The organism is Aeromicrobium sp. JP4 (assembly GCF_054957925.1).
Genome location: NZ_CM143290.1, coordinates 3408141 through 3420889, shown reverse-complemented (window position 1 = coordinate 3420889; position 12749 = coordinate 3408141). Strand labels below are relative to the sequence as shown.

The following is a 12749-nucleotide window of genomic DNA, read 5'->3' as shown; positions in this document are numbered from 1 at the left end:
GCCCCGTCTGTTTGGATGGGGCCGTGTTCACCGTCGGAAGCACCCTGCCGGACGCCCCCGGAAGATCGGGCACCATCGAGACCCCTCACGGCTCGATCCGCACGCCCGCGTTCATCCCGGTCGGCACCAAGGCGACCGTGAAGGCCGTGCTCCCCGAGTCGATCTCCGAGCTCGGCGGGCAGGCCGTGCTGGCCAACGCCTACCACCTGTACCTGCAGCCCGGCGCCGACATCGTGGAGGCCGCCGGCGGCCTCGGCGCCTTCATGAACTGGCACGGCCCCACCTTCACCGACTCCGGCGGCTTCCAGGTGCTGAGCCTCGGCGCCGGCTTCAAGAAGACCCTGGCGATGGACGCCGTGGGCACCGAGGCCGACGACGTGATCGCCCCCGGCAAGGACCGCCTCGCCCACGTGGACGAGGACGGCGTCACGTTCAAGAGCCACCTCGACGGGTCGAAGCACCGGTTCACCCCCGAGGTGTCGATGGGCATCCAGCACCAGCTCGGCGCCGACATCATCTTCGCGTTCGACGAGCTGACCACGCTGATGAACAGCCGGGATTACCAGGAGGACTCGCTGCGACGCACCCAGGCGTGGGCGCAGCGCTGCCTCGCGGAGATCGAGCGGCTGCGGGCGGCCCACCCCGACCGCCCGCGCCAGGCCCTCTACGGCGTGGTGCAGGGCGCGCAGCACGAGGACCTGCGGCGGCAGGCCGCCCGCGGCCTGGCCGACCTGGCGTTCGACGGCTACGGGGTCGGCGGCGCGATCGAGAAGGAGAACCTCGGCACGATCGTCCGCTGGGTCACGGACGAGCTGCCCGACGACCGACCGCGTCACCTGCTGGGGATCGGCGAGCCCGAGGACCTCTTCGCCGGGGTCGAGGCGGGCTGCGACACGTTCGACTGCGTCACGCCCACCCGGGTCGCGCGGTCGTCGCGCGTCTACAGCGCCACCGGCCGCTACAACCTCATGGTGGCGGCGTCACGGCGCGACTTCGGCCCGATCGAGGAGGGCTGCGACTGCTACACGTGCGCCCACTACACGAAGGCCTACCTGCACCACCTGTTCAAGGCGAACGAGTACAACGCCGCGACCCTGTGCTCGATCCACAACGAGCGCTTCTTCGTGCGGCTCGTGGACTCGATGCGCACGGCGATCGAGGACGGCGACTTCGCGGCCCTGAAGTCCGAGTGGCTGGGCCGCTACCTCGGGGGCCGGGCGGCTCAGGCGGCCAGGTAGGTGGGCTCGCGCCGCTTGAGCCACGCGATGACCCGCACGGTGAGCGGCATCAGCAGCAGCTCGACGCCGACCTTCAGCACCACGCCCATGACGAAGTAGTTCACGAAGGCGCCGAACGTGGAGACGCCGATCGCCGACGCGGCGATCGCGCAGAAGATCAGCGTGTCCGCGACCTCGCCCACGCCGGTGGAGCCGATGAGGCGGGCGACGAGACGGCGCTCGGCCGACCGCTGCTTCATCCGCACCAGCACCCACGAGTTGAGGAACTGGCCGACGAGGTAGCCGGCCAGGCTGGCCAGGACGATCTGCGTGACCGGGCCCAGCACGGCCTCGTAGGCCGCCTGGTTCTCGTACCAGGAGGCGCCGGGCAGCAGCTGGACGACGAAGAACGTGCCCGCGGCGAGCGCGGCGGCGGCGAAGCCGGTGAGGATCGCCCGACGGGCGGCGCGCAGTCCGTAGACCTCGGAGATCACATCGCCGAGCACGTAGGCCAGCGGGAACAGCACGACTCCCCCGTCGACCACGAGCGGCCACAGCTGCACCGGACCGAGCATGACCTGGCCGGAGCCGATCTCTACCGCCTTGCTGGCGACGATGTTCGAGACGACGATCACGACGCAGAACAGGGCGAGCAGGATGTCGTAGTGCGACGAGCCGCGGGACGCGAACCGGACGACGTCGGGGCTCGGAGCAGGCGTGGTGGACACGACCGCCATCCTCCCACGGCGCGCCCCGTGCCCTCGCGTCGTGGGCCCGGTGGGAGAATCGTCACATGAGCCTGCCGACCACCACCGACGTCCTCGTCGTCGGCGCCGGGCCTGCCGGCTCCTCCGCCGCCGCGTGGACCTCGCGGCTCGGGATGGACACCGTACTGGCGGACGCCGCCACCTTCCCGCGCGACAAGACCTGCGGCGACGGCCTCACCCCGCGTGCCATCGCCGAGCTCGAGCGGCTCGACCTCGGCGACTGGGTCCGCGGGCACACCGTGAACCGGGGCCTGCGCGCCGCCGGCTTCGGCCAGGAGCTGCTGCTGCCGTGGCCCGGTGGCTCGCTGCCCGACCACGGCTCGGCCGTCCCCCGCACCGAGCTCGACGCGCGGATCCGCGAGCGCGCGCTGGATGCCGGGGTGACCGGCGTCGACGGCGCCCGCGCCGTGGATGTCGAGCGGGCCGCTGACGGCTCGGTCGCCGGCGTCGTCTTCGACACGGCGCAGGGCCGCCACACCATCGCGTGCCGGCGCCTCGTGATCGCCGATGGCGTCCGCTCCCCGCTCGGCCGGGTGCTCGGGCGCGAGTGGCACCGCGAGACCGCCTACGGCGTCGCGGGCCGCAGCTACGTGAAGTCGGGCCGCGGCGACGACCCGTGGATCTCCTCGCACCTCGAGCTGCGGGGCGAGACGGGAGAGCTGCTGCCCGGCTACGGGTGGATCTTCCCGCTCGGCGACGGCCGGGTGAACCTCGGCGTGGGCGCGCTGGCCACCGCGAAGCGCCCCGCGAAGATCCAGATCCGTCCGCTGATGGAGTACTACGCCACCTTGCGCCGCGAGGACTGGGACCTCGGCGCCGACCTCGAGCTGCCCACGTCGGCGCTGCTGCCGATGGGTGGCGCCGTGTCGGGTGTGTCCGGGCGCAACTGGATCGTCATCGGCGACGCCGCGGGCTGCGTGAACCCGCTCAACGGCGAGGGCATCGACTACGGTCTGGAGACCGGCCGCATCGGGGCCGAACTGCTGGCCACGGGCGACTCCCCCGAGGCGGCCTGGCCCGCGATGCTGACGGCCCACTACGGACCCGCCTTCTCGATCGCGCGCCGCCTGGCCGGGCTGATCACCGTGCCGCACCTGCTGCCCACGGCCGGCCCGATCGGGATGCGCTCGCACACCCTGATGACGATCGCGCTGCGCGTGATGGGCAACCTCGTCACCGACGAGGACCGCGACCTCACGGCCCGGGTCTGGCGCTGGGCGGGCCGCCGCTCCATCCGCCTCGACGAGCGCCCGCCGTTCACCGCCTGACCTCCGTCGCGCCCGTTCCGAAAGTGGTGGGTGGAGGCCGGTAGCCTCGCAGGGTGCTGAGGATCTCGACCGTCAACGTCAATGGCATCCGCGCCGCGTGGCGCAAGGGGATGAAGGAGTGGCTCGAGGGCCGCGACGCCGACATCATCACGCTGCAGGAGGTCCGCGCCCCCGACGCGATCGTGCACGAGATCCTCGAGGGCACCGGCTACCACGTGGTCCACACCGAGGCCGCCGCCAAGGGACGCTCGGGCGTCGCGGTGATCAGCCGCCTCGAGCCCACGAGTCACCGCGTCGGCAACGGCGACGCGTTCTTCGACGACACCGGCCGCTGGATCGAGTCCGACCTCACGCTCCCCGACGGCTCCGTCCTCACCGTGGTCAGCGTCTACGTCCACTCCGGCGAGGCCGGCACGCCGCGCCAGGAGGAGAAGTTCCGCTTCCTCGACCAGATGACCAAGCGCATGGCCGAGCTCGGCGGCATGGACGGCCACGCGCTGATCACGGGCGACCTCAACGTCGGCCACACCGAGCTCGACATCCGCAACTGGAAGGGCAACGTCAAGAAGGCCGGGTTCCTGCCCGAGGAGCGCGCCTACTTCGACCAGTTCTTCGGCGACCTCGGCTGGTACGACGTGCACCGCCACCTGGCCGGGCCGGTGGACGGCCCGTACACCTGGTGGTCGATGCGCGGGCAGGCCTTCGACAACGACACGGGCTGGCGCATCGACTACCAGATCGCGACCCCCGAGCTGGCGCAGTCCGCTCGTGTGGCCACCGTGGATCGCGCCGCCAGCTGGGGCGAGCGCTGGTCCGACCACGCGCCGCTGACCATCGACTACGACCTCTGAACCGGACGGGATCGCCCCCGCACACAGGTGCGGGGGACGCGCCGTCCCCCCGGATGCACGCCCCCCGCTCGGCCCGCGGCGTCGCCGTGGGCACCACCCCGTGAGGTGGTTCTTCCTGACTATACCGGCGTAGTCGTTCCGGCGGGTGTAGCGCCACGGCGCGTTCATCCGACATTCACCGCTTCGAGTCGTCTTCGGAGCCTCCCGACGCCCGTCGCCGTGTCGTAGGGTGGTGGCAGTTGCACGACGTTGGACAGCAAAAGGATGCGGTTCCCTCCGGGGCGTGGTTCCTCTCGCGGTTGGATGTGCGTCGCGACCGTCGGGCGTGAAGAGCGCGTCCGACCATCGCCAGAAGGATCAAGAGGAGAAAGACCATGGCCACCGGTACCGTCAAGTGGTTCAACGCTGACAAGGGCTTCGGATTCATCGCCCCCGACGACGGCGGCGAGGACGTGTTCGCGCACTACTCGGCGATCCAGTCGGGCGGCTACCGCTCGCTGAACGAGAACCAGAAGGTCGAGTTCGACGTGGAGCAGGGCCAGAAGGGCCTCCAGGCCGCGAACATCCGGCCGCTCTGAGTCCACCCGGACCCGAACGCCAAGAACCCCACCACCGAGAGGTGGTGGGGTTCTTGCTGTCAGTGCCGGGAGGGAGCCGGACTCACAGGGCGGCGAACCGCCTCACCTGCTCGTGGCTCCGAAGTGGTCACGAGAGGTGACGAAGGACGATCCGGGCAGCCGCGCGGGTCGTAGACCCAGAGGCGCTGCATTCCCCATTGACGTCGGCGTGCCGAGTCGTCCCCCACCGACGACGATAACCACAGCGGGCCCGAAACGCCAGTGAAATCTCAGCCGGATATCGCGACACGCACGATCCGGTCGTCCGACCGGCCGGGCTGGCCGCGCCCGTCGGTGTTGGAGGTGCCCAGCCACAGCGTGCCGTCGGGCGCGGCGGCCACGGCGCGCAGTCGCCCGAGCTCGCGCGTGAAGAACGCGCGCGGCTCACCGGCGGAGGTGCCCTCGATCGGGACCTGCCACAGCCGCTCCCCGCGGAGCGCCGCCACGAAGGCCCGGTCGCCGCTGATCGCGAGTCCTGCCGGCGACGCCTCCGAGGTGGGCCAGGTGACCTTCGGGCGGACGTAGCGGTCGTCGTCGCTGTCCCCCTCCACCATCGGCCAGCCGTAGTTGCCGCCCTTGACGATCCGGTTGAGCTCGTCCTGGCTGCGGTCGCCGAACTCGCTCGCCCACAGGCGCCCCGAGGCGTCCCAGGCCAGTCCCTCGACGTTGCGGTGCCCGTAGGACCACACCTCGTTGCCGAACGGGTTCCCCTCCACAGGGCGGCCCTGGGTGTCGATGCGCAGGATCTTGCCGTTGAGCGAGGAGCGGTCCTGCGGGGTGGCGGTGTTCGCCGCGTCGCCGACCGCGACGAAGAGCCGGCCCCGACGGTCGAACGTCAGGGCGCCACCTTGGTGGTTGAACGCCTTCGCCAGGCCGGTGAGGATCGGCTCGGCGGCTCCGATGCGGTCGCCGTCGAACTCCAGGCGCACCACGCGGTTGTCGTCGGGCCCCGTGAGGTAGGCGTAGAGCGCCGACTCGTCGGGCGCCACGGCGAGCCCCTGCAGGCCGCCCTCGCCGCCGGGGGCCACGCCGGGGACGTCGCCCACCTTCGACACGTCGCCGTCGGCGGTGACCCGCACGATCGAGGCGTCGTCGCGCTGGGTGACCAGGGCCGATCCGTCGGCGAGGAACACGATCGCCCACGGCACGTTGAGGCCCGACGCGATCGTGCCGTCGATGCGCGGGTCGATCGGCGTGGGGGCGGGCGGCGTGCTCGCGGTGGTGGGCGGGGGCTCGGAGGCCGTGGTGGTCGCGGTGGAGGGGCTGGGGCGGGGTTTCGGGTCGTCGCCGCTGCAGCCGGCCAGCCACGCGGCACCCAGCGCCGCTCCCCCGACGATGACGCTCCGGCGATCCATGACCCGATCATGCCGCAAGCAGCGGACGGGCCCAACCAACGGAATGTCACAGTGGAGATGGACGTTGAAGAAGCAGTAACCGACGAAAGGCCATCATGACCACGATCAACCTGACTGCCGACACGTTCCAGGACACCGTCACCGGTGAGGGCATCACCCTGGTGGACTGGTGGGCCGGCTGGTGCGGACCGTGCATGCAGTTCGCCCCGGTCTACGAGGCCGCCAGCGAGCGTCACCCCGACATCACCTTCGCCAAGATCGACACCGAGGCCGAGCAGGAGCTGTCCGCGGCGGTCCAGATCACCTCGATCCCCACGCTGATGGCGTTCCGCGACGGCGTGCTGCTGTACGCCCAGCCCGGCGCGCTGCCGGCCGAGGCGCTCGACCAGATCATCGGTCAGGTCCGCGACCTCGACATGGAGCAGGTGCGCCGCGAGATCGACGCGCAGGAGGCCCAGGCCCAGGCGCCCGAGGTTCCGGAGGCCTCGCAGAACTGAGACACTCGGGGCCATGAGTCGTGTGACGTGCCCCGTGGTGTCCGAGCGGATCATGACCGCCGAGGAGGCGGTCCGATTCATCCGTCCCGGCGACAACGTCGGGATGAGCGGGTTCACCGGCGCGGGCTATCCCAAGGCCGTGCCCCCCGCGCTCGCCGCCCGCGCCCGGGCCGCGCACGACGCCGGCGAGGACTTCCGGATCGGCCTGTGGACCGGTGCCTCCACCGCTCCGCAGGCCGACGGCGTCCTGGCCGAGGCCCACGCGATCTCCAAGCGACTCCCCTACAACTCCGACCCGCTGCTGCGCCGCCAGATCAATGCCGGCGAGGTCGACTACGTCGACGCCCACCTGAGCCACTCGGCCCAGCAGATGTGGTTCGGCTTCTACGGCCCGCTCGACGTCGCGGTCATCGAGGTGACGGCGATCCTGCCCGACGGACTCCTCGTCCCGGGCAGCTCCGTGGGCAACAACAAGACCTGGCTCGACCAGGCCGACCGGGTGATCCTCGAGGTCAACCACTGGCAGCCGCGCGAGCTCGAGGGCTTCCACGACATCTACGGTGGCACCGCGCTGCCGCCCCACCGGCGACCGCTCACGCTCACCGAGCCGATGCAGCGGATCGGCGAGCCGTACCTGAAGGTCGACCCGGCGAAGGTCGTGGCCGTGGTCGAGACCCGCGAGCCCGACGCCGGTGCCGCGTTCTCCGCACCGGACGAGGTCTCGCGCGCCATCGCCGGCCACGCCCTGGAGTTCCTGCGCGGCGAGGTGGGCGCGGGCCGGATGCCTCCCGAGCTGCTGCCGCTCCAGTCGGGCGTGGGCAACGTCGCGAACGCGGTGCTGCAGGGCCTCGACGACAGCGAGTTCACGAGCCTCGTGGCGTACACCGAGGTGCTCCAGGACGGCATGCTCACCCTGCTCGACTCGGGCACCCTGCGGGCGGCGTCGACGGCCTCGTTCGGCCTGTCCCGTGAGGGGATGGAGCGGTTCCACGCCGGGATCGACGGCTACAAGGGCCGGATCCTCCTGCGCAGCGAGGAGATCTCCAACCACCCCGAGGTCATCCGCCGGCTCGGCGTGATCGCCATGAACGGCATGATCGAGGCCGACATCTACGGCAACGTGAACTCGACCCACGTCATGGGCAGCGCGGTGATGAACGGCATCGGCGGCAGCGGCGACTTCGCGCGCAACGCCTACCTGAACTTCTTCCTGACGCCGTCGACGGCCAAGGGCGGCGCCATCTCGACGATCGTGCCCATGGTCAGCCACGTCGACCACACCGAGCACGACGTGCACGTCATCGTCACCGAGCACGGGCTCGCCGACCTGCGCGGCCTGTCCCCGCGGGCCCGGGCCGAGCAGATCATCGCCCACTGCGCCCACCCGGACTTCCGCCCGCAGCTGCGCGACTACCTCGAGCGCGCCCTCGCGGCCCGCCCCGACGCCCGGCACACCCCGCACCTGCTCGGCGAGGCCCTCTCGTGGCACCAGCGCTACCTGGACACGGGCCGCATGTGACCCGGCGGTCGGTCGGGCTGTGCGTCGCCCTGCTCGCGGGCGCGCTCCTGGTCGGCGCGTGCACGTCCCCCGCTCCCGGAAGGACCGACTTGTCCGACGCCTCCCTGCCCACCGTCTCCGCCTCCCCGAGCCCGAGTCCCGCTCCCCCTCCGGACTTCGGCCGGCTCGACCGGCTGGTCGACGCCAGCGCGTCCACCTGCACCCTGGTGCTGCGTGGTGGCGAGGTCGTCCACGAGCACCCGGCCGGGTCGCGGCACGCCACGCGGCGCGTCTACTCGATCACGAAGTCCGTCGTCGGCGTGCTACTGGCGGTGGCCGCGGCCGACGGGACGCTCGACCTCGACGACCCGGTCGCTCGGCACGTGCCCGGGTGGCCGACGCGTCGCGCTACGTCACGGTGCGGCACCTCATGTCGATGACGTCGGGGCGCGAGTGGTCCGAGGCGCTCGACCGGGCGATGATCCGCGCGAGCGACCAGACCGCCGCGGCCCTGGCCGTGGGCCAGCAGGAACCGGCCGGGACGGCATGGCGCTACGACAACCTGGCCAGCCAGGTGCTGTCGGCCGTGCTGGGCTCGGCCGTCGGCGACGTCGAGGCGTTCACGCGCGAGCGCCTCTTCGAGCCCCTCGGCCTGGCCGACACGAGCTGGAACCGCGACGCGGCGGGCCGGCTCACGACCTACGCCGGGATCGTGTCGTCGTGCGCCGACCTCGCCCGGCTCGGCGTGATGATGCGCGACGGCGGGGTCTTCGACGGGCGCCGGATCCTGTCGGCCGAGGCGGTGTCCGAGCTGGTCACGACCTCGTCCGAGGGCAACGCCGCCTACGGGCTGCTGTGGTGGAACAACGCCGAGGGACGTGTCGTCGAGGTGCGTCGCGCCGCCGGCTTCGACGTCGACCGCGAGCCGTTCCGGGGCCGGCTGGCGCCCTCGGCGCCCGCCGACGCCTTCTGGGCGCTCGGCTGGGGCAACCAGCTGCTCGCCGTGGTGCCGTCGCAGGACGTGGTCGCCGTCCGCCTCGGGCCGAAGCCCGCGGGACCCGACGACCTCACGTTCGACGGCTTCACCGCGGCCGTGCTGGCCGGCTGGGACGTCAGGCAGCCGTGATGAAGGACCGCATGCCGACCGAGCCCATGTCGATCTCGGTGTTGAAGAAGCCGATCTCCTCGTCGGGCTCGAGCAGGCCCAGCGCCGCCACCATCGGGCGGTAGTGGTCGTCGGTCGGCACGGCGATCCGTGCGGCCGACCACGAGCGGTACGGGTCCACCAGCTTGGCGACGTCGCGCGTCACGAGCGAATCGGCGGTCTGGGCGTCGAACTCCTCCGCCCAGTCCCACGCCGGGCCGCCGCCCCAGCGGACGCGGTTCAGCGCGTGCACGATGTTCCCGCTGCCGATGAAGACGACACCGCGGCGGCGCAGGTCGCGCAGGCGTCCGAACAGCTCGTACAGCTGCGGCAGCGGCATCGAGTAGTCGATGCTGATCTGCAGCACCGGCACCTGCGGTGCGGGCGCGAGGAACTTCAGCACGCTCCAGGTGCCGTGGTCGAGGCCCCACTGGCTGTCGAGGCGCGCCTCGTACTCGACGAGGTGCTCGGCCAGGATACGGGCGACCCGCTCGTCGCCGTGGGTCTCGTACTTCACCCGGTAGAGCTCGTCCGGGAAGCCGCCGAAGTCGTAGATGATCGGGTTGCGCGGCGCGTCGGTGATGTGGGTTCCGCCGGGAGTGAGCCAGTGCGCGCTGATCACGACGATGGCCTGCGCGGCGGGCAGGCCGGCGCCGACGCGCTCCCACTCGCGGGTGAAGGTGTTGTCGGCGAGGGCGTTCATCGGGTTGCCGTGACCGACGAACAGCACGGGCATGCGCGGGCTGGGGACCAGACGGTTCGTGAGGTCCGACAGCGAGTGCGTGGGCACCGTCTCGGGGCGCAGGTTCATCATCCACTCCTGTTAGTTGATGATTCAACTATACCACATGGACGGCCATTTGAAGGGGTGCGCGACAATGGAGGGATGGCCACGCCGACCGAGTTGCAGATCGCACTGCGGCACCCGGTCAGGTTCGTCCAGGACCCGGACGACCCGGCTCGCTCGACGTTCGTCTTCGACACGCCTCGCGGTCTGGTGGAGGCCACCGCCAACGAGGCCGTCGGCCCGCTGAGCGGTGGGATCCGGGCCCTCACCGCCGACCCCAGCGTGCGTGCCTGGGCCACGCCCTCGATCATCGCGCTGCGCCTCATGGCCACCGGGACGCTCGCCTCCCCCGGGCCCTCGGAGATGCAGCAGATGCTCGACGCCGGCCGGGCCATCGGTCCCACGGCCGCTGAGGGACAGACGTCGATCCGGGCGTTCCTGGCGGCGCTGGTCGCGGGTGCGCCCGCCGTGGCCACCACGCCCCAGCGGCGGCGCGAGACCGAGCAGCCGCGGCCCACGATCGAGCGGCCGACCAGCTTCTCCTACCGGCTCGACGTCACGCTCACCGAGGAGGCCGACGCCATGGCCGACCTCGAGCTCCACGTCCGCCCGCAGGCGATGAACCGCGCCTCGGTGCCGGCGCCGACGGTACTGACCCGCGACGACCACCACCTGGGTCCCGCGGCGCGCCCGGCCCTCGTCGCGATGCTCGAGCGCCTCGCGGCCAGCTGGCCGCCCGCGGCGCAGCTCGCCCGCGAGGGCCGCGTCCGGGTCACTCCCGAGGAGCTCGGCGAGCTCGGCCAGGGGCGTCCCCAGGTGGCCGCGCTGGCCAACCGCATCGACATCGAGTGGCCCGAGGGCCTGCGCCACGACGTGCGCGCCACCGGCGTCGTCAGCCGCGTCGACGCCGAGGAGCCGCGCCTCGAGCGCGACCACGACCGGCCCCGCGCCTTCACCTCCGACCAGCTCTTCCGCTTCGACTGGAGCGTGTCGGTGGGCGGCGAGCACCTCACCCGCGCCGAGGTCGAGCAGCTCGCGGAGTCGCAGTCCGGCATGCTGCACCTGCGCGACCGCTGGGTCATGGTCGACCAGCAGCAGGTCGCCCGCGTGCTGGCCGGTCACGGCCGCACCCTCGACCCCGGCGAGGCCCTGCGTGCTGCCGTCACCGGAAGCCTCGAGATCGACGGCCTCGAGACCGAGGTCGACACCGTGGGCTGGCTCGAGGACGTCCGCCGCCGCCTGTCCGAGCAGGACGCGGACATCACCCCGGCCTCCCAGCCCGAGTCGCTCGACGGGCAGCTGCGCGAGTACCAGCTGCGTGGCCTGCGCTGGATGAGCCAGCTGGTCGATCTCGGGCTCGGCGGGATCCTGGCCGACGACATGGGCCTGGGCAAGACCCTCATGCTCATCGCGCTGCACCTGCACCTGGACTCCCCCGAGCCCACGCTCGTGGTGTGCCCCGCCTCGGTCCTGGCCACGTGGGAGCGCGAGATCGCCCGCTTCGCCCCCGGCGTCCCGGTCTACCGCTACCACGGCCCGCGCCGACACCTCGCCGACGCCAAGTCCGGCTTCGTCGTGACGACCTACGCCACGATGCGCTCCAGCGTCGAGGAGCTGCGCCGCCACCGGTGGAACCTCGTGGTCGCCGACGAGGCCCAGCACGTGAAGAACCCCGGCAGCGGGGCCGCGCAGGCGCTGCGCCGGATCGACTCCGAGGCCCGCATGGCCCTGACGGGCACCCCCGTGGAGAACCACCTCGGCGAGCTGTGGGCGCTGCTCGACTGGACCACGCCCGGCCTGCTCGGCACGCGCGAGCAGTTCCGGCGCGAGTGGTCGCGCCAGATCGAGCGCGATCACGACACCGACCGTGCCGCCGGGCTCTCGCAGCTCATCCGTCCGTTCGTGCTCCGCCGGCGCAAGACCGACCCCGGCATCGCGCCGGAGCTGCCGCCGAAGATCGAGACGGACCACCGCGTGCCGCTGACCCGCGAGCAGGTCGGCCTCTACGAGGCCGTCGTCCAGCGGACGATGTCGGAGATCGCCGACTCCACCGGCATCCGCCGTCGCGGCCTCGTCGTGAAGCTGCTGACGCAGCTCAAGCAGATCTGCAACCACCCGGCGCAGTTCCTGCACGAGCCGGAGGCGCGCCTGACCGGCCGCTCGGGCAAGCTCGAGACGTTCGACGAGCTGGTCGAGGAGATCGTCGACGAGGGCGGCGCCGCACTGGTGTTCACCCAGTACGCGCAGATGGGTCGCCTGCTCGCCCGCCGGCTGGGCGAGCGCAAGGTGCGGCACGACTTCCTGCACGGCGGCACGCCCGTGTCACGCCGCGAGCAGATGGTGAGCGCGTTCCAGGACGGCGAGACCGACGTGTTCGTCCTGTCGCTGAAGGCCGCAGGAACCGGCCTGAACCTGACCCGGGCCGACCACGTCGTCCACTACGACCGCTGGTGGAATCCCGCCGTCGAGGACCAGGCCACCGACCGGGCGCACCGCATCGGGCAGACGAAGAACGTGCAGGTGCACCGCCTCGTGGCCGAGGGCACGATCGAGGAGTCGATCGCCGAGCTGATCAGCGCGAAGCGCGCGCTGGCCGACGCGGTGGTCAACGCCGGCGAGGCCGCCCTGACCGAGCTCACGGACGCCGAGCTCGAGGTCCTGGTGCAGCTGCGCCACTGAGCGTGATCTCGATACGCGGCTCGCTGCGCTCGCCAGCTACTCGATCACCGGGTCCTGACCGCGGCGATC

Annotated in this window: 10 protein-coding genes and 1 pseudogene; 8 read left to right on the top strand and 3 right to left on the bottom strand. The window is 71.8% G+C overall.

The features are described 5' to 3' along the window. Positions 1-23 precede the first annotated feature (23 nt). On the top strand, positions 24-1238 hold the full coding sequence (gene tgt, locus ACY1JX_RS16840; protein ID WP_462564686.1) for a tRNA guanosine(34) transglycosylase Tgt: 1215 nt from the start codon (positions 24-26) through the stop codon (positions 1236-1238). On the opposite strand, the gene ACY1JX_RS16835 is transcribed toward tgt, so the two are convergent. Continuing rightward, positions 1223-1945 (bottom strand): queuosine precursor transporter, encoded by a 723-nt coding sequence (locus ACY1JX_RS16835; RefSeq protein ID WP_462564685.1) that lies wholly within the window; start codon positions 1943-1945, stop codon positions 1223-1225. The two genes, tgt and ACY1JX_RS16835, sit on opposite strands and share 16 nt — an antisense overlap. Positions 1946-2010: 65 nt before the next feature. Here ACY1JX_RS16835 and ACY1JX_RS16830 point away from each other — a divergent pair, with 65 nt between their 5' ends. The 3 genes from ACY1JX_RS16830 to cspE all read left to right on the top strand — a co-directional run bounded on the left by ACY1JX_RS16830 (position 2011) and on the right by cspE (position 4681). Further along, on the top strand, positions 2011-3252 hold the full coding sequence (locus tag ACY1JX_RS16830; RefSeq protein WP_462564684.1) for a geranylgeranyl reductase family protein: 1242 nt from the start codon (positions 2011-2013) through the stop codon (positions 3250-3252). A 53-nt stretch (positions 3253-3305) separates the two neighbouring features. After that, a complete protein-coding gene (locus ACY1JX_RS16825) occupies positions 3306-4103 on the top strand; it encodes an exodeoxyribonuclease III (RefSeq protein ID WP_286928313.1) in 798 nt (265 codons plus the stop codon). Positions 4104-4477: 374 nt separating this feature from the next. Next, entirely contained in the window at positions 4478-4681 is a 204-nt protein-coding gene (gene cspE / locus ACY1JX_RS16820; RefSeq protein WP_078700805.1) for a transcription antiterminator/RNA stability regulator CspE, read from the top strand. A 269-nt stretch (positions 4682-4950) separates the two neighbouring features. Here cspE and ACY1JX_RS16815 read toward each other — a convergent pair whose 3' ends face one another. Continuing rightward, positions 4951-6075: a PQQ-dependent sugar dehydrogenase gene (locus ACY1JX_RS16815; RefSeq protein ID WP_462564683.1), complete on the bottom strand. Its 1125-nt coding sequence runs from the start codon at positions 6073-6075 to the stop codon at positions 4951-4953. Positions 6076-6170: 95 nt separating this feature from the next. On the opposite strand from ACY1JX_RS16815, the gene ACY1JX_RS16810 reads away from it, so the two are divergent. The 3 genes and pseudogenes from ACY1JX_RS16810 to ACY1JX_RS16800 all read left to right on the top strand — a co-directional run bounded on the left by ACY1JX_RS16810 (position 6171) and on the right by ACY1JX_RS16800 (position 9196). Beyond that, positions 6171-6572, top strand: a complete 402-nt coding sequence (locus ACY1JX_RS16810; RefSeq protein WP_078700803.1) for a thioredoxin family protein — start codon at positions 6171-6173, stop codon at positions 6570-6572. A gap of 13 nt (positions 6573-6585) precedes the next feature. Next, a complete protein-coding gene (locus ACY1JX_RS16805; protein ID WP_462564682.1) occupies positions 6586-8091 on the top strand; it encodes an acetyl-CoA hydrolase/transferase family protein in 1506 nt (501 codons plus the stop codon). Next, positions 8055-9196 (top strand): annotated as a pseudogene (locus ACY1JX_RS16800) (serine hydrolase domain-containing protein). The gene ACY1JX_RS16805 and the pseudogene ACY1JX_RS16800 overlap by 37 nt, the downstream one beginning before the upstream one ends. On the opposite strand, the gene ACY1JX_RS16795 reads toward ACY1JX_RS16800, so the two are convergent. Beyond that, positions 9183-10025, bottom strand: a complete 843-nt coding sequence (locus tag ACY1JX_RS16795) for a dioxygenase family protein (RefSeq protein ID WP_462564681.1) — start codon at positions 10023-10025, stop codon at positions 9183-9185. The pseudogene ACY1JX_RS16800 and the gene ACY1JX_RS16795 sit on opposite strands and share 14 nt — an antisense overlap. Positions 10026-10100: 75 nt before the next feature. Between ACY1JX_RS16795 and ACY1JX_RS16790 the strand changes: the two genes are divergently transcribed. Further along, positions 10101-12680 (top strand): DEAD/DEAH box helicase, encoded by a 2580-nt coding sequence (locus ACY1JX_RS16790; protein WP_462564680.1) that lies wholly within the window; start codon positions 10101-10103, stop codon positions 12678-12680. The last annotated feature ends 69 nt before the right edge of the window (positions 12681-12749 follow it).